This is a genomic window from Desertihabitans brevis (assembly GCF_003327535.1).
Lineage (GTDB): Bacteria > Actinomycetota > Actinomycetes > Propionibacteriales > Propionibacteriaceae > Desertihabitans > Desertihabitans brevis.
Genome location: NZ_QOUI01000001.1, coordinates 502,953 through 522,098, shown reverse-complemented (window position 1 = coordinate 522,098; position 19,146 = coordinate 502,953). Strand labels below are relative to the sequence as shown.

Below are 19,146 nucleotides of genomic sequence, written 5' to 3'. Positions count from 1 at the left end.
TCGGACGGCTGTGGTTGGCTGCTGCCGTGCCTACCCAGCGGGACGTCCAGCCCGTCCGGACCATCCCCGACGCCGAGCGCCGGGCCCGCCTCGCCCGCCGGCACGGCGTCGATCCCGCCGCCCGGCTCCCCGACCCGGTCGCGGCGACCGAGGCGATGACGGTGCTGCACGCCACCGAGCCGGCCACCGTCCACCTCTCGGTGCACGCCCGGGTGCAGGACGTCACCGTCGACGACATCGAGCACGCGCTGTACACCGAACGCAGCCTGGTCAAGCAGCTGGCGATGCGACGCACCCTGTTCGTCTTCCCCCGCGACCTGCTGCCCGCGGCCTGGGGGAGTGCGAGCGCGCGGGTCGCCGTCCAGCACCGATCGCGGCTGGTCAAGGACGTCGAGCAGGGCGGGATCGCCGTCGACGGCGCTGCCTGGCTGGTCGCCGCCGAGCGGGCCGTCCTGGCCCGGCTGGCCGACGGCTCGGCCCACGGGGCGAAGGAGCTGCGCGAGGCCCTGCCCGAGCTGGCCGGGCGGATCGGCGGGCAGACCGACAAGAAGTACGACATCTCGATCGCCATCGCCCCGCGGGTGCTCACCCAGCTCGCGGTCGAGGGACGGATCGTCCGCGGCGTCAACGGCGGGCACTGGCGCACCTCCCGCCCACGGTGGACGTCCATGGCCTCCTGGCTGGGTGAGGTGCCGCCGCCGTGGCCGGCGGCCGACGGCTACCGCGAGCTGGTCCGACGCTGGCTGCGCACCTTCGGCCCCGGCACCGAGGCCGACCTGGTGTGGTGGCTGGGCAGCACCAAGGCCGCGGTCCGCACCGCACTGGTCGAGGTCGGCGCGGTGACCGTCGCGCTCGAGGACGGGCGCCCCGCCTTCCTGCTCCCCGACGACGTGGACCCGGTCGGCCCGGTCGAGCCCTGGGCCGCGCTGCTGCCCGTCCTCGACCCCACGGTGATGGGCTGGAAGGAGCGCGCCTGGTACCTCGGCGACCACGGCCCGGCGCTGTTCGACACCAACGGCAACGCCGGCACCACGGCCTGGTGGGACGGCCGGGTCGTCGGCTGCTGGGTGCAGGACGAGGACGGCGCGGTGCGGGTGGTCGCCCTGGAGCCGCTCCCGGCCGAGGCCACCGCCGCCCTGCAGGCGGAGGCCGACCGGCTCACCGCCTGGCTGGCCGGCGTCCGCGTGCTCACCGTCTACCCCTCACCCGCCATGGTCGCCGCGCGCTGAGGCGGGGCCCGCCCCGGCGACCCGCGGGGCGGGTGCGGCGATATCGGCTCCGGCGACCGTGCCGGGTGCGGCAAGATGGTCGCTGCCCACCGGCGCCCGCCGGGAGCCCACCGAACGGAAGGTCGAAGCAGTGTCTGGACGTCTCATCCTGGTCCGCGACGGAGAGCGCAGCGAGCAGGAGCTGGGGACGACCACCACCGGGCTCGACCTCTTCGGCGACGACCGCGCCGTGGTCGCGATGCGCGTCGGCGGGCAGACGGTCGACCTGGCCACCGAGCTCGCCGACGGCGACGAGGTGGAGCCGGTCCTCGTCGGCTCGGAGGAGGGGTTGTCGATCCTGCGCCACTCCGCGGCCCACGTCACCGCCCAGGCCGTCCAGGCGCTGTTCGCCGAGGCCCGCCTCGGCATCGGCCCGCCGATCACCGACGGCTACTACTACGACATCGACATCCCCACGCCGTTCACCCCCGACGACCTGCAGGCGATCGGCAAGGAGATGACGAAGATCGTCAAGGAGCGCCAGCGCTTCGTCCGCCGCGAGGTCAGCGACGCCGAGGCCGCCGAGGAGCTGGCCGGCGAGCCGCACAAGCTCGAGCTCATCCAGCTCAAGGGCAGCGCCAGCGACGACGACGGCTCCAGCGTCGAGGTCGGCGCCGGCGGGCTGACGATCTACGACAACGTCCGCCGCGACGGCAGCGTGGCCTGGAAGGACCTGTGCCGCGGCCCGCACGTGCCGCACACCGGCTACCTCGGCAACGGCTGGGCCGTCACCCGCAGCTCGGCCGCCTACTGGCGCGGCGACCAGGCCAACGCCCAGCTGCAGCGGGTCTACGGCACCGCGTGGCCGTCGAAGGAGGAGCTGAGGGCCTACCAGACCCGGCTGGAGGAGGCGGCCAAGCGCGACCACCGCAAGCTGGGCCGCGACCTCGACCTGTTCTCCTTCCCCGACGAGATCGGCTCGGGTCTGGCGGTCTTCCACCCCAAGGGCGGCATCCTGCGCCGGGAGATGGAGGACTACTCCCGGCGCCGCCACGCCGAGGCCGGCTACGAGTTCGTCAACACCCCCCACGTCACCAAGGGCGAGCTGTTCGAGATCTCGGGCCACCTCGGCTTCTACGCCGACGGGATGTTCCCCCCGATGCACCTCGACGAGGAGCGCCACCCCGACGGCAGCATCCGGCGGCAGGGCCAGGACTACTACCTCAAGCCGATGAACTGCCCGATGCACTGCCTGATCTTCCGCTCCCGCGGCCGCTCCTACCGGGAGCTGCCGCTGCGGATGTTCGAGTTCGGCAGCGTCTACCGCTACGAGATGTCCGGCGTGGTGCACGGGCTCACCCGGGTGCGGGGGATGACCCAGGACGACGCCCACATCTACTGCACCGAGGAGCAGATGCAGGGCGAGCTGATCTCGCTGCTGCAGTTCGTGCTCAACCTGCTGGCCGACTACGGCCTGGAGGACTTCTACCTCGAGCTGTCCACCCGCGACCCGGAGAAGTCGATCGGCACCGACGAGGAGTGGGAGCGGGCCACCCAGGCGCTGCGCAACGCCGCCGAGGCGTCCGGGCTGGAGCTCGTGCTCGACCCGGGCGGTGCGGCGTTCTACGCGCCGAAGATCAGCGTCCAGGCCCGGGACGCGATCGGGCGCAGCTGGCAGCTGTCCACCATCCAGGTCGACCTCATGCTGCCCGAGCGGTTCGGGCTGGAGGTGACCGGCTCCGACGGCACCCGGCAGCGTCCGGTGATGATCCACCGCGCCCTGTTCGGCTCCATCGAGCGCTTCCTCGGGGTGCTGGTCGAGCACTACGCCGGCGCCTTCCCGCCGTGGCTGGCCCCGGTCCAGGTGGTCGCGATCCCGGTGGCGGCCGAGTTCGACGGCTACCTCGGCGAGATCGCCGACCGGCTGCGCGCGCAGGGGATCCGGGTCGAGCTGGACACCTCCGACGACCGGTTCCCCAAGAAGATCCGCAACGCGCAGAAGGAGAAGGTGCCCTACATGCTCATCGCGGGCGGGGACGACCGCGACGCCGGTGCGGTCTCCTTCCGCTACCGCGACGGCACCCAGAAGAACCAGGTGCCGGTCGACGACGCGGTGGCCGAGATCGTCGACGCGGTCCGCCAGCGGGTGCAGGTCTGACGGCGGGGGTGCGGAGGGTGGTGGTGCGGCGTCTGCCTGCCCTGCCGCTGGTGGCGGTGCTGCTCTGCCTGCTGGCCGGGTGCGGGGTCGGCATCCCGTCCGACCCCGACCAGTCGCTGGAGCGGATCCGCAGCACCGGCCAGCTGCGGGTGGGGGTCTCCCCGCACCCGCCGTTCACCGACTTCCCCGACGGCCTGGACGCCCCGCCCACCGGCACCGAGGTCGACCTGGTCACCGGCTTCGCCGAGCAGCAGGGCGCCCGCCCGGTGTGGACCCCGGGCGGGGAGGAGCACCTGGTCGAGCTGATGAAGGACCAGCAGCTCGACATCATCATCGGTGGCCTGACGTCGCAGACGCCGTACTCCACCGACGTCGGGGTCACCCGTTCCTACCTCACCCGCGAGGAGCCCACCTCCGACGGCGGCACCGGCAAGCGGTCCTACGTGATGGCGGTGACGATGGGGGAGAACGCCCTGCTCACCGAGCTCGAGCACTACCTGGACGAGGTGCAGCCGTGAGTCGGCACGACCTCGGTCACCCGGCCCTGCCCGAGGAGCGCCGGCGCGACGTGCGCCGCGCCGTCCGGCTGGAGGTGGTCAGCCTCGGCTACCTGCTCACCTGCGTCGCCGTCGTCGCCGCCACCATGGGCAACTCCCAGGCGATGAAGGCCGCCTGGATCGAGGACCTGCTGTCGCTGATCCCGCCGACCGCCTTCCTCGTCGCCGTCCGGGTGGCCCGCAAGCCGCCCGATCCTGAGCACCCCTACGGCCACCACCGGTCGGTCGCCACGGGGCACCTGGTGGCCGCGGTCGCGCTGCTGACGATGGGGCTGTACCTGCTCTACGACAACGTCACCAAGCTGGTCACCGCCGAGCACCCCTCGATCGGCACCGTCCAGCTGCTCGGGGTCACGTTCTGGCAGGGGTGGCTGATGGTGGCCGCGATGGTCTACACCGGCGTCGGGCCCGTCATCCTCGGCCGGCTCAAGCTGCCGCTGGCCGAGCGGCTGCACGACAAGGTGCTGCACGCCGACGCCGACATGAACAAGGCCGACTGGATGACCGCCGGCGGCGCCGTCCTCGGCGTCATCGGCATCGGGCTCGGGCTGTGGTGGGCCGACGCCGTGGCCGCCCTGGCCATCTCGGTCAGCGTGCTGCGCGACGGCTGGCGCAACGTCCGCCACGCCGTCGACGCCCTGGTCGACGCCCGCGCGCACACCGTCGACGACACCGAGCCGCACCCGCTCAACGAGGCGGCGCGGCAGCGGCTGGCCGAGCTGGACTGGGTCCGCGAGGTCGGCATCCGGGTGCGCGACCAGGGTCACGTCTTCCACCTCGAGGCGTTCGTGGTGCCGCACCAGGAGCAGGTCGGCGTCGCGCAGCTGGAGGGCGCGGCCCACCTGCTGGAGGAGCTGGACTGGAAGATCCACGACGTGGTCGTCACCGTGGTCAGCGAGCTGCCCGAGGGCAAGGTGTTCGTCACCCGGGGCGACAACCGCTCCTGAGCCGGCGACCAGGCGCGGCCGCCGAGGACGCCGACTCCAGTCCGCGTGTCGGTCCGGGCGGCGCGGCGCGTCTAGGATCGGTCGACATGAGCGAGACCGGTGCCGACGACCGCGCCGTCGGGGTGCCGGACGCCTTCCAGCGGCTGTGGACCCCGCACCGGATGGTCTACATCGGCGGGGAGAACAAGCCCGCCGACGACTCCGCCGAGCAGTGCCCCTTCTGCCTGGGCGGGGAGTCCGACGACGAGGCCGCCCTGGTGGTGCACCGGGGCGAGCACGCCTTCGTGGTGCTCAACCTGTACCCGTACTCGCCGGGCCACCTGCTGGTCTGCCCGTACCGCCACGTCTCGGACTGGACCGAGGTGACCGACGCCGAGCGCGACGAGACCAGCCGGCTCACCCAGACCGCGATGCGGACCGTGCGCCGGGTCAGCGCCCCGCACGGGTTCAACCTCGGCATGAACCAGGGCGCGGTGGCCGGGGCCGGGATCGCGGCGCACCTGCACGCCCACGTGGTGCCGCGCTGGGCCGGTGACGCCAACTTCCTGCCCGTCGTCGGCCGCACCAAGGCGGTGCCGCAGCTGCTGGGTGACACCTGGCGGCTGCTCCGCTCCGCCTGGGGCGATCTCGACCCGCGCCCCGACGCCACCTGATGCTGCAGCACCTCCGCTCGGGCTGGGCGGCGGCGATGCGCCCGCCGGCGACCCTGCTGCTGCGTCTGGGCGTGCACCCCGACGTCGTCACCTGGACCGGCACCACCCTCACCGTGGCGGTGGCCTGGACGTTCCTGCCCCTGGGCTGGCTCTGGCAGGGCGCGCTGCTGCTGGCGCTGCTGGTGCTGTCGGACGGCGTCGACGGCCAGATGGCACGGATGTCGGGACGTTCGACCGCCTGGGGCGCCTTCCTCGACTCGACCCTGGACCGGATCGCCGACGGCGCCCTGCTCGGCGCCGTCGCGCTGGTGCTGGCGCTGCGCTCCTCGCCCGGCTGGGCCGCGCTGGCGATCTGGGCGCTGGTGGCCGCCCAGGTGACCTCCTACATCGCCGCCCGCGCGCCGTCGGTCGGGCTCACCACCTCCGCCGGGCTGGCCTCGCGCGCCGAACGGCTGGTGCTGCTGCTGGCCGCCCTGCTGCTCGACGGCCTCGGGGTGCCCGGCGCGCTGCCGGTCGGGGTGGCCCTGCTGGCGGTGCTCAGCACCATCACCGTCGGGCAGCGGCTGCACGCGGTCCAGCGATCGGTCGCCGCGGCCGGCACCGGGACCGAGCCGGGGGACCGCGCCGGTGGCTGAGCTGCGCGACGCCGTCAACCGGACCCTGCTCGCCGGTGGCTGGCGGGCCGGCCCGCTGCTCGGCCGCCGCGGCCGGGCCGCCGTCGCCGCCACGGGTGGACGGGTGGTGGCCCGGCTGGCCGGGACGCCGGTGGAGACCCTGCGGCACAACCTGTCGGTGGTCACCGGGGCGCCGGCCCCCGACGCGCTGGTGGAGCGGGCGCTGGCCTCCTACACCCGGATGTGGACCGAGGTGCTGGCGCTGGCGTCCTGGACGCCGAACCAGGTGCGCAGCCTGGTGCTCACCGACCCGGTGGGGGAGTCGGTGCTCCGGGCCGCGCACCGCGGTCGCGGGGCGGTGGTGGCGCTGCCGCACCTGGCGAACTGGGACCTGGTCGGCGCCTGGGCCTGCCTCAGCGGTCTGCCGGTGACCACCGTGGCCGAGCAGCTGGCCGAGGCCGAGTTCGGCGCCTTCACCCGGTTGCGCACCGCGCTGGGGATGGAGGTGCTGTCCCACCGGGACCCCCGGGCGCTGGCCCGCCTCACCGCCGCGGTGTCCGAGGGCCGCGTGGTGTGCCTGATGGCCGACCGGCTGATGGCCGGTGCCGGGATCGCCGTCGACTGGCCCACCCCCGACGGACCGCGGCCCGTCCGGCTGCCGCCGGGGCCCGCGCTGGTCGCCCGCCGCTCCGGCGCGCTGCTGATCGGGCTGGCCTGCCACTACGAGGGCGGGCGGATGCGGATGCGGTTCAGCGAGCCGGTCGAGCCGCACCCCGGGCGCGACGGGTTGACCCGGATGACCCAGCAGCTGGCCGACTTCTTCGGTCGCGAGATCACCGCGCACCCCGAGGACTGGCACATGCTGCAGCCCTACTTCGGGCGATGAGCCCGCCTCCTGGCCGCGACGGCCTGCGGGTCGGTCTGGTGTGCCCCTACGCCCTCGACACCCCCGGTGGGGTGCAGAACCACGTGCTCGGCCTGGCCGCCTGGCTGCAGTCGGAGGGCCACCGTCCCACCGTGCTCGCCCCGGGGGAGGTCCCGCCCGAGCTGCACCGTCGGTACGGCAGCCCACCGGTGACCTCCACCGGCCCCGCCCGCTCGGTGCGCTGGAACGGCTCGGTCGCCCGCGTCGGCCTCGACCCGGGCACGGCCCGCGCCGTCCGGCGCTGGGTCGCCGGCGCCGCGGTCGACCTGCTGCACCTGCACGAGCCGCTCGCCCCGTTGGTGTCGTGGACCGCACTGGCGGCAGCCCGCACCCCGGTGGTGGCCACCGTGCACACCTCCACCCCGCGCTCGCGCAGCATGCTCTGGGCCCGCCGGACGTCCAGCCGGCGGCTGCGCCGGCTGGACGCCGTGGTGGCGGTCTCCGAGGCCGCCCGCCGGGTGGTCGTCGAGCACCTCGGCGTGGACGCCACGGTGATCCCCAACGGGCTCGACCTCGGCACGGTCCCCGGCCGGCGCAGCACCGCCTGGCGTCCGCGTCCCGGCGCGGGCGGCCGACCGCGGCTCGCCTTCGTCGGGCGGCTGGACGAGCCCCGCAAGGGCCTGGACGTGCTCATCGCCGCCTGGCCCGGGATCCGGGCGCGCTGGCCGGACGCGCAGGTGGCGGTGGCCGGCGCGGGCACCCGGCGGCTGCCGGCGGGATGGACGTCCCTGGGCCGGGTCAGCGACGCGGCCCGTGGCGAGCTGCTGGCCTGGTGCGACGTCTTCATCGCCCCGCACCGGGAGCGGGAGAGCTTCGGACTGGTGCTGCTGGAGGCGCTGGCCTCCGGCGCGGAGGTGGTGGCCGCCGACCTGCCCGCCTTCGTCGACGTGCTCGGCGACGGGCCCGGGCGGCACGCCCACCTGTTCCGCACCGGCGACCCGCACGACCTGGTGCGGGTCCTCGGCTCCGCCCTCAGCGGCGGGCGGACGGACGGTGCGGTCGCCCCGCCGGAGCGGCGGGTGGCGGCGGTGCGGGCCCGCTACGACTGGTCGGTGGTCGGCCCGCAGGTCGTGGACGTCTACCGCGCGGTGCTGGCGTCCGGGTCGCGCTGAACCGCGCGTGCCGGACCGCCCGCACCGGCGGACCAGGCGACTACCCTGGGTCGGTGGCCGCACCCAGCGACCGGCCGGACCGCAGCATGGACCTGCTCAACCAGGTCCTCGCCGAGCCGATGGACCCCGACTACCGGCGCGTCTCCGCGCGCCCGGGCCCGGTGCCGCGCTCGCGCCTGCTGCTGCTGGTCGTCGCCATCGGCTGCGGGATGCTGTTCGCCGCCGGCTCGGTGCAGAGCACCCGCGGGGCGCCGGCCGCGGCCGTGGAGCGCCAGCAGCTGCTGGACCGGATCGCGGCGGAGGAGCAGCGCCACGACGAGCTGCACGCCCGGATCGAGCAGACCGCCGGCGAGGTGGGGGCGCTGCGCGACGCCGCGCTCGGTGACGACGCGCAGGCCCGGGCGCTGGAGCGTGAGATCGAGGCCGCCGCCGAGCAGGCCGCGGCCCGTCCGGTGCGCGGACCGGGGGTGGTCGTGGTGGCCGACGACGCGCCGGGCTCGAGCGGGCCGTCCGACGGCCGGCTGATCGACCTCGACCTGCAGCAGCTGGTCAACGGGATGTGGACGGCCGGGGCGGAGGCGATCGCCATCAACGGCCACCGGCTCAGCCCGCTCACCCCGATCCGCAACGCCGGCGACGCCATCACCGTCGACTACCGTTCGCTCAGCCCGCCCTACACCGTCGAGGTGGTCGGCGACCCGCGCACCCTGCCGGCCCGCTTCGCCGAGTCCATCGGCGGCCGCTGGTGGGACCATGTCCGCCAGAACTACGGGGTGAGCATGACCACGACGTCGTCGGACGAGCTGGAGCTGCCCGCCGACCCGACCCTGCGCGTCCGGCACGCCCGGGCCCGAGAGGAGTGAGCGCGCCGTGCTGGCCATCCTCGGACTGATCCTCGGCATCGTGCTGGGTCTCGTGCTGGAGCCCACCCTGCCCGGTGCGCTGCAGCCGTACCTGCCGATCGCCATCGTGGCTGCCCTGGACGCGCTGTTCGGCGGGGCCCGGGCGTGGTTGGAGGGCACCTTCACCGACAAGGTGTTCGTGGTCTCCTTCGTCTCCAACGTGCTCATCGCCGCGGTGATCGTGTGGATCGGCGACCAGATCGGGGTCGGCTCGCAGCTGTCGACCGGGGTGGTGGTCGTCCTCGGCATCCGCATCTTCACCAACGCGGCCGCCATCCGCAGGCAGCTGTTCCATGCCTGAGCCCCGCGCCCGCCGGGCCGTCCCCGGCGTCTCCGACCCGATGGCCCGCCGGTCCAAACGGCGGCGCGAGCGGCAGGCCGCCCGCGAGGGCGACCCGGTGGAGACCGAGCAGGAGGCCCGCCACGCCGCCCCGGCCGGGTCGGCGTCCGGCGCCGACGGCCCGGGCGACCCAGCGGCCGCCGGCCGCGCCGCCCGCCTGCGGGGGTTGCTGACCGCGCTGCTGCGCCCCAGCCGGCACCAGCTGGTGCTGGGCGTCGTGCTCGGGCTGGTGGCGATGGGCGTGGTCGTGCAGCTGCGGGCCCAGGGTGAGCAGGAGGGCTTCACCAACGCCCGCCGCGCCGACCTCATCCAGCTGCTCGACGGGCTGTCGGCCGAGACCCGGCGGCTGGAGGACGAGCTCAGCGCCCTGGAGAACACCCGCCAGGAGCTGGAGTCGGGTGCCGGGGCCGAGCAGGCGGCCCGCGAGGAGGCCGCCCGGCGGCGCGACGAGCTGGCCATCCTGGCTGGCACCGCACCCGCCGAGGGGCCGGGCATCCGGCTGCGGATCACCGACCCCGAGGGCAAGGTCGGCTCCCAGGTGATGCTCAACGCGGTGGAGGAGCTGCGCGACGGGGGCGCGGAGGTGATCGAGATCAACGACTCGATCCGCGTGGGCGGGTCGACCTGGTTCGCCGACGGCCCCGACGGGCTGCTGGTCGACGGCCAGGTGGTCACCACCCCGATCACCGTCGAGGTGGTCGGCGACCCCATCGCGCTGGAGGGGGCGGTGCGGTTCCGCGGCGGGCTGGTCAGCCAGATCAGCGGCCCGCAGGTGGGCGGCGACGTCCGGGTCACCCAGTCCGACCTGCTGGAGATCGACAGCGTCCGGCCGGCCGAGGACTTCCAGTACGCCGAACCGGTCGAGCCGCCGGGCTGAGCCCCTCCCGACGGGCCCGTCCCGACGGCCCGCGTGGCGCGGCGTGGTCGGTGGCTTCGATCTCGACGTGACGGTTAGGGTGATCGGTGAGCGTGGCTCCGCCCCGGAGCGGGGGTCGGCCACGACGACCGCCGACCGAAGGAGCGCAGATGCCCGGCTTCCCCGAGGACCTGAAGTACACCGCCGAGCACGAGTGGGTGCGGACCGGCAACGCCGGCGTCGTCCGGGTGGGCATCACCAGCTACGCCGCCGAGCAGCTCGGCGACATCGTCTACGTCTCCCTGCCCGAGGTGGGTGAGGCGGTCGCGGTCGGCGACGCGGTCGGCGAGCTCGAGTCGACCAAGAGCGTCTCCGACGTCTTCGCGCCGCTGCCCGGCGTCGTCTCGGCGGTCAACCCCCAGCTCGACGAGGCACCCGAGACGGTCGGCGGCGACCCCTACGGCGACGGATGGCTGTTCGAGCTGGAGCTCGACGAGGACGCCGACCTCGACACGCTGCTGGACGCCGACGGGTACGCCGCCGAGACGGGAGCCTGACCACGATGGTCTACTGCCACCACTGCGGACACCAGAACCCGCGCGACGCGAACTTCTGCGCCCGGTGTGGCGAGAGACTGAGCAAGCTCGAGCCGGAGCCGGGCCGGGAGTCGCCGGTGGACGGCGACACCACCACCGTCATCGGCATGGTCGGCGAGGAACCGGACGCCCCCGAGCTCGACCCCGAGCAGCAGGCCGCCCTGCAGGCGCTGCCGCAGGGGTCGGCGCTGCTCATCGTGCAGTGGGGGCCGGGGGCCGGCTCGCGCTACCTCATCGACTCCGACACCCAGACCATCGGACGCCATCCGCGCTCCGACGTCTTCCTCGACGACATCACCGTCTCCCGCCACCACGTCACCCTGCAGCGCTCGGAGGGTCGGGTGGTGGTGACCGACCAGGGCAGCCTCAACGGCACCTACGTCAACCGCAAGCTGATCGAGGGGCCGACCCCGCTCAACCCCGGCGACGTCCTGCAGATCGGCAAGTTCCGGATGGTCTACCACGTCAGCCCCCGGGGGCTCTCCTGACCGTGCCCGAGGCCACGGACTGATGGCCGCCCAACGCAGCATCGGCCAGGTGCTCGCCGTGCTCAAGGCCCAGTTCCCCGACGTCTCCATCTCCAAGATCCGGTTCCTGGAGTCGGAGGGGCTGGTCGCCCCCGAGCGCGCCCCCTCGGGCTACCGCAAGTACTCCGAGGCCGACATCGAGCGGCTGCGCTACATCCTGCGCGTGCAGAAGGACCACTACCTGCCGCTCAAGGTGATCCGGGAGCACCTGGAGCAGATGGACCGCGGGCTCGCACCGCCCCCGATCCCCGACCCGCGGCCGGCCGGTCCACCCCCCGGGCCCGGGGCCGCCCAGCCCGCCGCGGAGACCCGTCCGGGGGCGGCCGGCCATCAGTCGGCCCAGCCCCGCGCGTCGCAAGGACCGGTGCGGCTCTCCCGGGCGGAGCTGCTGCGGCGCAGCGGGCTGAGCGAGGCCGTCCTGGTGGAGCTGGAGCGGCAGATGATCGTCACCCCCCGTCGCGGTACCGGGTTCTACGACCGTGACGCGCTCACCATCGCGGTGGTCGCCCGCAAGCTGTCCGACTACGGCATGGACGCCCGGCACCTGAGGGCGTTCAAGATCGCCGCCGACCGGGAGGCCGGTCTGGTCGAGCAGGCGGTGGCCCCCTTCCAGCGCCGCGGGGCGGCCGGGCGGGAGGCGGTGGTCGAGGTGGTGAAGCTGGTCAGCGTCGCGCACTGCGCCCTGCTGCGCAGTGCGATGGAGCGCTGAAGGGGCCATGGAACGCTGAGCGGTCGGGATCGGCCGGGGCCGGGGCGTAGGGTTGCCGCATGCGCGAGCTCGACGTGGTCGGAGTACGGGTGGAGATGCCGCAGAACCTGCCGATGGTGCTGCTGCGCGAGGTCGGTGGGCACCGCTACCTGCCGATCTGGATCGGGGCCGGTGAGGCATCGGCGATCGCGAACGCGCAGGAGGGTGTGGTGCCGCCCCGGCCGCTCACCCACGACCTGTTCGCCGACGCGTTGAAGGCGCTCGGGCACCGGCTGGTCGCGGTGCACATCACCGAGCTCACCGACCGCACCTTCTACGCGGTGCTGAAGTTCGAGGGCACCGACGTCAGCGCGCGGCCCTCGGACGCCATCGCGCTCGCCCTGCGCACCGGCGCGGAGATCCACTGCGCCGACGCGGTGCTCGACGAGGCCGGGATCGAGGTGCCCGAGGAGGAGGATGACGAGGTCGAGAAGTTCCGCGAGTTCCTCGACCAGGTCAGCCCCGAGGACTTCGAGACCGAGGGCGGGCCCGGGGCACCGGGGGAGCGGCCGCCGTCCTGACCCACCCTCGACCCGTGCCTGAGGGTTCGGGTCCCGGTGCCGCCCGGTCGCGTGTCGGGACGGGTCCGCCTCTGGCGGCTGGCTAGCGTCCGACGTACTGTTCGACTGGATCAGCACTGGGAAGTGAGGCACCGTGAGCAAGACTCCCGAGCGTGACACCCCGACGCCCACCCCCGAGGTGGGTGCTCAGGAGCACCTGTTCGACGGCAACTTCTCCCCGCTGCCCGAGGACGAGGGTTTCCGCGGTCCCGCCGCCTGCAAGGCCGCCGGGATCACCTACCGCCAGCTCGACTACTGGGCCCGCACCGGTCTGGTCACCCCCGAGGTGCGCGCGGCCAGCGGGTCGGGCAGCCAGCGGCTGTACAGCTTCCGCGACATCCTCATCCTCAAGGTCATCAAGAACCTCATCGACGCCGGCATCTCCCTGCAGCAGATCCGCAAGGCCATCGAGCACCTGCGGGCCCGGGGGGTGGAGGACCTGACCGAGGTCACCCTGATGAGCGACGGCGTCACCATCTACGAGGCGGTCTCGCCGACCGAGGTGGTCGACCTGCTGCGCGGCGGCCAGGGCATGTTCGCGATCGCCCTCGGTGGCGTCTGGCGCGACCTCGAGGGCACCCTGCTCGAGCTGCCGAGCGAGCACATCCAGGAGGGTGCCCGCCAGCACGAGGGCGACGAGCTCGCCGCCCGCCGCCGCGCCCGCGCGGCTGGCTGAGCACGCGCCGCGCCCGCGCGGCTGACCCTCGCGGCCGACGGGCACCCGGCCGTCGGCGTGCCCGCTGCCGGCCCGCCGTCTAGGGTGGTCGGGCCACGGGAGGGGAGAGCCAGCCGCTGACCCGCGGGACCCCGACGGTGGCAGGGAGAGCGAGATGGCCATCGTGACCGACAGCCCCGCCCCGTCCGCCACCGCGGACGCCGGGGACGTCCTGACCGCCACCGCCGACGGCTTCGCCGCCCGGCACATCGGGGTGGGCCCGCAGGACCGGCAGCGGATGCTCGACGTGCTGGGGCTGTCCTCGGTGCAGGAGCTGGTCGACCGGGTGCTGCCCGAGCAGATCCGCACCCGCGCGCCGCTGGCGCTGCCGCAGCCGCTCAGCGAGGACGGCGCCCGCGTCGCCCTGGCCGAGCTGGCCGCCCGCAACCGACCGTGCACCGCGATGATCGGCCTGGGCTACCACGGCACCCTCACCCCGGCGGTGATCCGGCGCAACGTGCTGGAGGACCCGTCCTGGTACACCGCCTACACCCCCTACCAGCCCGAGATCAGCCAGGGCCGGCTGGAGGCGCTGCTGAACTTCCAGACCGTGGTCTCCGACCTCACCGGGCTGCCGGTCGCCGGGGCGAGCCTGCTGGACGAGCCGACCGCGGCAGCGGAGGCGATGGCGCTGGCCCGCCGCTCGGTGAAGAAGGGCCAGGTGTTCCTGATGGACGCCGACACCCTGCCGCAGACCATCGCGGTGGTGCAGACCCGCGCCCGCGCGCTCGGGATCGAGGCGGTGGTGGCCGAGGGCGACCTGGTCACCGCGTTGCAGACGACCGACGCGTTCGCGGTGCTCGTGCAGACGCCGGGGGCCAGCGGTGCGCTGCGCGGGTTCGAGGAGCTGTCGGCGGTCGCGCAGAAGGCCCACGACAACGGCGCCCTGGTGGTGGCCGCCTGCGACCTGCTGGCGCTGACCATCACCGCCGACGTCGCCTCCTGGGGCGCCGACATCGCCGTCGGCAGCAGCCAGCGCTTCGGCGTCCCGCTGTTCTACGGCGGCCCGCACGCCGCCTTCATGTCGGTGCGCGAGGGGCTGCAGCGCTCCCTGCCCGGACGGCTCGTCGGGGTGTCGGTGGACGCCGACGGCACCTCCGCCTACCGGCTCGCCCTGCAGACCCGCGAGCAGCACATCCGTCGGGAGAAGGCGACCTCCAACATCTGCACCGCCCAGGTGCTGCTGGCCGTGACGGCCGCCATGTACGCCGTCTACCACGGCCCGGACGGGCTGCGCCGGATCGCGACCCGGCTGCACACCGACGCCACCCGGGTGGCCGCCGCGCTGCAGCAGGCCGGGTTCGAGCTGGCCCACACCAGCTTCTTCGACACCCTGCAGGTGCGGGTCCCGCACCGCGGACGCCAGGTGGTGGCGGCCGCCCGGCAGGCCGGGCTGCACCTGCGTCCGGTCGACCCCGACACCGTCGGCATCAGCATCGGCGAGGACACCGGGGAGCACGAGCTGCAGGCGCTCTGCGAGGTCTTCGGCGCCACCTTGTCCGAGCGCACGAGCGGCGACCTCGCCGGGCAGGTGCGCGAGCGGGAGTTCCTCACCCACCCCGTCTTCCGCACCCACCGCTCCGAGACGCAGATGCTGCGCTACCTGCGCTCGCTGTCCGACCGCGACTTCGCCCTCGACCGGGGGATGATCCCGCTCGGCTCGTGCACCATGAAGCTCAACGCCACCACCGAGATGGAGCCCATCTCGCTGCCCGGGTTCGCCGACCTGCACCCCTTCGCCCCGGTCGAGGACGCCGGCGGCTACCGCGACCTGGTGGCCACCCTGGAGGAGTGGCTGGCCGAGGTCACCGGCTACGCCCGGGTCTCGGTGCAGCCCAACGCCGGCAGCCAGGGCGAGCTGGCCGGGCTGCTGGCCATCCGCGCCTACCACCGCTCGCGCGGCGAGCACGAGCGGGTGGTCTGCCTGATCCCGTCCTCGGCGCACGGCACCAACGCCGCCTCGGCGGTGATGGCCGGCATGTCGGTGGTGGTGGTCCGCTCGACCGCCGAGGGCACCGTCGACCTGGACGACCTGCGCGCCAAGATCGAGGCCCACCGCGACCGGCTGGCCGCGATCATGGTCACCTACCCCTCCACCCACGGGGTGTTCGAGGAGACCATCACCGAGCTGTGCGCGGCGGTGCACGAGGCCGGCGGCCAGGTCTACGTCGACGGCGCCAACCTCAACGCGCTGCTCGGGCTGGCCAAGCCGGGTGAGATCGGCGCCGACGTCAGCCACCTCAACCTGCACAAGACCTTCTGCATCCCGCACGGCGGCGGCGGTCCGGGGGTGGGGCCGGTCGGCGTCCGGGAGCACCTGGCGCCCTTCCTGCCCACCCATCCGATGACGGACGTCCCCTCCCTCGACGGGCACGCGGGTGACGGGGCGGCGCCCGCCGTCGGGCCCGTCTCGGGGGCGCCGTACGGCTCGGCGGGGATCCTGCCGATCTCGTGGGCCTACATCGCCATGATGGGCGCCGACGGCCTGCGCGCGGCCACCGAGCAGGCGGTGCTGTCGGCCAACTACGTCGCCGCCCGGCTGGCCCAGCACTACCCGGTGCTCTACGCCGGCCGCGGCGGGCTGGTGGCCCACGAGTGCATCCTCGACCTGCGGCCGCTGACCAGGTCCAGCGGGATCACCGTCGACGACGTCGCCAAGCGGCTGGTCGACTACGGCTTCCACGCCCCCACGATGAGCTTCCCGGTGGCCGGCACGCTGATGGTCGAGCCCACCGAGTCGGAGGACCTGGCCGAGATCGACCGGTTCTGCGAGGCGATGATCGGCATCCGCCGCGAGATCGCGCGGGTGGAGACGGGGGAGTGGAGCCGGGAGGACAACCCCCTGGTCAACGCCCCGCACACCCTGGCCCGGGTGACCGCCGACGAGTGGACCCACGCCTACTCCCGCACCGTCGCCGGCTACCCGACCGGGCGCCGCAGCGGCCCGGTGGCCGAGGGCCGCGGCGACAAGTACTGGCCGCCGGTGGCCCGGATCGACCAGGCCTACGGCGACCGCAACCTGGTCTGCTCCTGCCCGCCGCCGGAGGCCTTCGAGAGCTGATCTCCCCCGACCGCTACGGTCGGGGGGCATGACGACGACGTCCCCACCCACCATCGCCATCATCGGAGCCGGCGGCTTCGTGTTCCCCTTCCGCCTGGTCGGTGACCTGCTGAGCTTCCCCGCGCTGCGCTCGGCCCGGCTGCACCTGATGGACATCGACGCCGGCCGGCTGGCCCCGGTGGCCGCGGCCGCCCGCGAGCTGGTCGACCACCACGGCCTGGACGCCACGGTGGTGGAGACCACCGACCTGCGTCAGGCGCTGGGCGGGGCCGACTTCGTCATCATCACCTTCCAGGTGGGCGGGGTGGAGGCCTACCGCCACGACGTGGAGATCCCGCGCCGTTACGGGGTCGACCAGACCGTCGGCGACACCCTCGGCCCGGGCGGGGTGTTCCGGTTCCTGCGCTCGGTGCGGGCCTACGACGAGATCGTCGAGGCGGCCGGCGAGCTGTGCCCGGACGCCACCGTCATCAACTACGCCAACCCGATGGCGATGGCGACCGGCTACCTCAACGCCCGCGGGCTGCGGACCGTGGGGCTCTGCCACAGCGTGCAGGGGACCACCCGGATGCTGGCCCGCACCCTGGGGGTGCCCTACGAGGAGGTCTCCTACCGCTGCGCCGGGATCAACCACCAGTCCTGGGTGCTGGAGTTCCGCCGCGGCGCGGAGGACCTGTACCCGCGGCTGCGCGAGACGATGCTGGTTCGGCACCGGCCCGGACGCGACGCCGGTCAGCTGCGCGCCGACGCCGGGAACCACTCGGGCGCGGCGGAGGCGGCCAGCACCTACGAGGGCGGCAACGAGCAGGTCCGCACCGCGCTGATGGAGACCTTCGGCTACTTCCAGACCGAGTCCAGCCACCACGCCTCGGAGTACGTGCCGTGGTTCCGCAAGGACCCGGCGGTGGTCGCCGACTACATCCCGCAGCGCTGGGACTACTACGAGATCTGCGCCGCCCACGACGGCGGCGGGGAGGTGCAGCAGCAGCTGGCGCGGCTCAAGGACGAGCTGGCCCCGTCGGTGGAGTACGGCGCCGCCATCGTCAACGCGGTGGTCACCGGCACCCCGACGGTCGTCTACGGCAACGTCCCCAACGGCACCGGGCTGATCTCCAACCTGCCGCCGGAGGCGTGCGTCGAGGTGCCCTGCCTGGTCGACGCCGGCGGCGTCCAGCCCACCGCGCAGGGGGCGCTGCCGCTGCAGCTGGCCGCGCTCAACCGCAGCAACATCGCCGTGCAGACGCTGGCCTTGCAGGCGGCGCTGGAGGGTGACCGGGAGGCGGTGCTGCACGCCGTCGCGCTGGACCCGCTGGCCGGGGCGCTGTGCACCCTGCCGCAGCTGCGCGCGATGACCGAGGAGCTGCTGCAGGCCCACGCGGCCTACCTGCCGCCCGCGCTCCAGCCGGCCGGCTGAGACGGCGCCCGGACGCCGGTCAGCGGCGGCGGCGTCCCAGCCGGGAGGCCACCAGCGAGCCGAGCCCGATCCCGGAGGCGGCGCCGAACACCCAGCCGACCGCCGAGGCGATCCGGGTGGAGCGCACGGCCACCGTCTGGGGCACCTTGACGTCCTCGGAGGGGTAGCTGACGTCGAGCTGCTCCGGCCCGATCTGCACCCGCTCCCGGCGGGCCCAGTCGACCCGGGCGGCGTAGGGGTTGCGCCCGCGCCCGCCCGGGGCGGCGTGCGCCGGCTCGGGCATCGGCTGCACCACCGGTTCGAGCTCGATCTCGGGGTCCGCCTCCAGCGGGGCGTCGGCGTCGGAGCGCTCACCGGCGAGCGCGCGCTGCTCCGAGGTGGCCACCCAGGCGGCCAGGAAGAGGATGAGCCGGGCGAAGAGGTTGAGGAAGAGCATCAGCAGGATCACCGGGCCGAAGACGCTGAACGCGGCGTTACGGGTGAAGAGCCCCACGATGGTGCTCGACAGGTACGTCAGCACGGCCAGCCCGACCGAGCCGAAGACGCACCCCTTGAGCACGGCCGGGGTGCGCACCCGGGTCTGCGGCAGCACCCGGAAGAGGAAGGCGAACAGCACCAGCCCCAGCACCAGCGAGCCGAGCAGCGGCACCAGCCGGAGCAGCACCGTGATGCCGGGGACGCCGTCCAGCGCGAGCCAGCCGATGACGGCGTCGGCCAGCCAGGTGGCGACCGAGGAGAGCGCGATGGTGGCCGTCACCATCACGATCAGCCCGACGAGGATCGCGATGTTGACCAGCGTCTCGAGGACGATCATCCGCTTGGCCTCGAGGTCGCCGAAGCGCGGCCGCCACTGGGCGCGCACGGCCGTCTTGAGCTGGGCCACCCAGTTCACGCCGGCGTACAGGGCGGTGGCGCCGCCGACCCCGACGATCGCTCCGGCCCCCGCCAGGCCCTCGTCCAGCACCGGGCGGAGGGCCTCGGTGAGCCGCGGCCCGAAACCGGAGAGGATGTCGTCCAGCGCGGCCCGCAGCTCGTCGGCGAAGAGCAGCCCGATCAGCCCGAACGCGATGGCGACCACCGGCACCAGCGCCAGCACCGAGTAGTAGGTGATCGAGCCGGCGAAGGCGCTGCCCATCCGGGCGGTGAAGCGGGTGTTGGCCCGGATCAGGTGCGCCACCCAGGGCTGGGAGGTGATCTTCTTCAGCAGCTCGCCCATGCCGCCGACCCTATCGACGCGCGCTGGACCGACGGGG

19 protein-coding genes are annotated in these 19,146 nt (G+C 74.1%); 18 read left to right on the top strand and 1 reads right to left on the bottom strand.

Translation table 11 applies throughout. The features are described 5' to 3' along the window. Positions 1–26 precede the first annotated feature (26 nt). The 18 genes from DT076_RS02435 to melA all read left to right on the top strand — a co-directional run bounded on the left by DT076_RS02435 (position 27) and on the right by melA (position 17,893). Positions 27–1,229: a winged helix DNA-binding domain-containing protein gene (locus DT076_RS02435; RefSeq protein WP_114125014.1), complete on the top strand. Its 1,203-nt coding sequence runs from the start codon at positions 27–29 to the stop codon at positions 1,227–1,229. Between the two features lie 130 nt (positions 1,230–1,359). Further along, entirely contained in the window at positions 1,360–3,366 is a 2,007-nt protein-coding gene (gene thrS / locus DT076_RS02430) for a threonine--tRNA ligase (protein ID WP_114125013.1), read from the top strand. 17 nt (positions 3,367–3,383) lie between these two features. Continuing rightward, positions 3,384–3,884: a transporter substrate-binding domain-containing protein gene (locus DT076_RS02425; protein ID WP_114125012.1), complete on the top strand. Its 501-nt coding sequence runs from the start codon at positions 3,384–3,386 to the stop codon at positions 3,882–3,884. Then, complete coding sequence (locus DT076_RS02420; RefSeq protein WP_114125011.1) at positions 3,881–4,870, top strand: cation diffusion facilitator family transporter; 990 nt, start codon at positions 3,881–3,883, stop codon at positions 4,868–4,870. The genes DT076_RS02425 and DT076_RS02420 overlap by 4 nt, the downstream gene beginning before the upstream one ends. A gap of 86 nt (positions 4,871–4,956) precedes the next feature. Continuing rightward, entirely contained in the window at positions 4,957–5,523 is a 567-nt protein-coding gene (locus DT076_RS02415; RefSeq protein ID WP_114125010.1) for an HIT family protein, read from the top strand. Further along, positions 5,523–6,158, top strand: a complete 636-nt coding sequence (gene pgsA / locus DT076_RS02410; protein WP_114125009.1) for a phosphatidylinositol phosphate synthase — start codon at positions 5,523–5,525, stop codon at positions 6,156–6,158. Before DT076_RS02415 ends, pgsA begins: the two co-directional genes overlap by 1 nt. Further along, on the top strand, positions 6,151–7,023 hold the full coding sequence (locus DT076_RS02405) for a phosphatidylinositol mannoside acyltransferase (RefSeq protein ID WP_114125008.1): 873 nt from the start codon (positions 6,151–6,153) through the stop codon (positions 7,021–7,023). Before pgsA ends, DT076_RS02405 begins: the two co-directional genes overlap by 8 nt. Beyond that, on the top strand, positions 7,020–8,174 hold the full coding sequence (locus DT076_RS02400; RefSeq protein ID WP_114125007.1) for a glycosyltransferase family 4 protein: 1,155 nt from the start codon (positions 7,020–7,022) through the stop codon (positions 8,172–8,174). The genes DT076_RS02405 and DT076_RS02400 overlap by 4 nt, the downstream gene beginning before the upstream one ends. A 53-nt stretch (positions 8,175–8,227) precedes the next feature. After that, a complete protein-coding gene (locus DT076_RS02395; protein WP_114125006.1) occupies positions 8,228–9,037 on the top strand; it encodes a DUF881 domain-containing protein in 810 nt (269 codons plus the stop codon). Between the two features lie 7 nt (positions 9,038–9,044). Beyond that, on the top strand, positions 9,045–9,377 hold the full coding sequence (locus tag DT076_RS02390) for a small basic family protein (RefSeq protein WP_114125005.1): 333 nt from the start codon (positions 9,045–9,047) through the stop codon (positions 9,375–9,377). Further along, positions 9,370–10,293: a DUF881 domain-containing protein gene (locus DT076_RS02385; RefSeq protein ID WP_233493577.1), complete on the top strand. Its 924-nt coding sequence runs from the start codon at positions 9,370–9,372 to the stop codon at positions 10,291–10,293. Before DT076_RS02390 ends, DT076_RS02385 begins: the two co-directional genes overlap by 8 nt. Before the next feature lie 149 nt (positions 10,294–10,442). Continuing rightward, positions 10,443–10,829: a glycine cleavage system protein GcvH gene (gcvH, locus tag DT076_RS02380; RefSeq protein WP_114125004.1), complete on the top strand. Its 387-nt coding sequence runs from the start codon at positions 10,443–10,445 to the stop codon at positions 10,827–10,829. 5 nt (positions 10,830–10,834) lie between these two features. Further along, positions 10,835–11,356: an FHA domain-containing protein gene (locus DT076_RS02375; RefSeq protein ID WP_114125003.1), complete on the top strand. Its 522-nt coding sequence runs from the start codon at positions 10,835–10,837 to the stop codon at positions 11,354–11,356. A 19-nt stretch (positions 11,357–11,375) separates the two neighbouring features. Beyond that, entirely contained in the window at positions 11,376–12,104 is a 729-nt protein-coding gene (gene ftsR / locus DT076_RS02370; RefSeq protein ID WP_407642700.1) for a transcriptional regulator FtsR, read from the top strand. A gap of 59 nt (positions 12,105–12,163) precedes the next feature. Further along, on the top strand, positions 12,164–12,664 hold the full coding sequence (locus DT076_RS02365) for a bifunctional nuclease family protein (RefSeq protein WP_114125001.1): 501 nt from the start codon (positions 12,164–12,166) through the stop codon (positions 12,662–12,664). Positions 12,665–12,797: 133 nt separating this feature from the next. Then, positions 12,798–13,379, top strand: a complete 582-nt coding sequence (locus DT076_RS02360; RefSeq protein ID WP_114125000.1) for a MerR family transcriptional regulator — start codon at positions 12,798–12,800, stop codon at positions 13,377–13,379. A gap of 154 nt (positions 13,380–13,533) precedes the next feature. Beyond that, positions 13,534–16,479, top strand: coding sequence for an aminomethyl-transferring glycine dehydrogenase (gcvP, locus tag DT076_RS02355; RefSeq protein ID WP_114124999.1), 2,946 nt, complete (start codon positions 13,534–13,536; stop codon positions 16,477–16,479). Positions 16,480–16,507: 28 nt separating this feature from the next. Next, the gene (melA, locus tag DT076_RS02350) at positions 16,508–17,893 is read left to right on the top strand and encodes an alpha-galactosidase (protein ID WP_114124998.1); all 1,386 of its coding nucleotides are present in this window, start codon (positions 16,508–16,510) and stop codon (positions 17,891–17,893) included. A 19-nt stretch (positions 17,894–17,912) separates the two neighbouring features. Here melA and DT076_RS02345 read toward each other — a convergent pair whose 3' ends face one another. After that, the gene (locus DT076_RS02345) at positions 17,913–19,109 is read right to left on the bottom strand and encodes a YihY/virulence factor BrkB family protein (protein ID WP_114124997.1); all 1,197 of its coding nucleotides are present in this window, start codon (positions 19,107–19,109) and stop codon (positions 17,913–17,915) included. Positions 19,110–19,146: the final 37 nt, after the last annotated feature.

Bases quoted from the DNA above. Each gene is read 5' to 3' on its own strand.
- DT076_RS02400 (WP_114125007.1), top strand. From the start codon at position 7,020: ATGAGCCCGCCTCCTGGCCGCGACGGCCTGCGGGTCGGTCTGGTGTGC.
- DT076_RS02375 (WP_114125003.1), top strand. From the start codon at position 10,835: ATGGTCTACTGCCACCACTGCGGACACCAGAACCCGCGCGACGCGAAC.
- DT076_RS02365 (WP_114125001.1), top strand. From the start codon at position 12,164: ATGCGCGAGCTCGACGTGGTCGGAGTACGGGTGGAGATGCCGCAGAAC.
- DT076_RS02345 (WP_114124997.1), bottom strand. From the start codon at position 19,109: ATGGGCGAGCTGCTGAAGAAGATCACCTCCCAGCCCTGGGTGGCGCAC.
- pgsA (WP_114125009.1), top strand. From the start codon at position 5,523: ATGCTGCAGCACCTCCGCTCGGGCTGGGCGGCGGCGATGCGCCCGCCG.
- DT076_RS02415 (WP_114125010.1), top strand. From the start codon at position 4,957: ATGAGCGAGACCGGTGCCGACGACCGCGCCGTCGGGGTGCCGGACGCC.
- gcvH (WP_114125004.1), top strand. From the start codon at position 10,443: ATGCCCGGCTTCCCCGAGGACCTGAAGTACACCGCCGAGCACGAGTGG.
- melA (WP_114124998.1), top strand. From the start codon at position 16,508: ATGACGACGACGTCCCCACCCACCATCGCCATCATCGGAGCCGGCGGC.
- DT076_RS02385 (WP_233493577.1), top strand. From the start codon at position 9,370: ATGCCTGAGCCCCGCGCCCGCCGGGCCGTCCCCGGCGTCTCCGACCCG.
- gcvP (WP_114124999.1), top strand. From the start codon at position 13,534: ATGGCCATCGTGACCGACAGCCCCGCCCCGTCCGCCACCGCGGACGCC.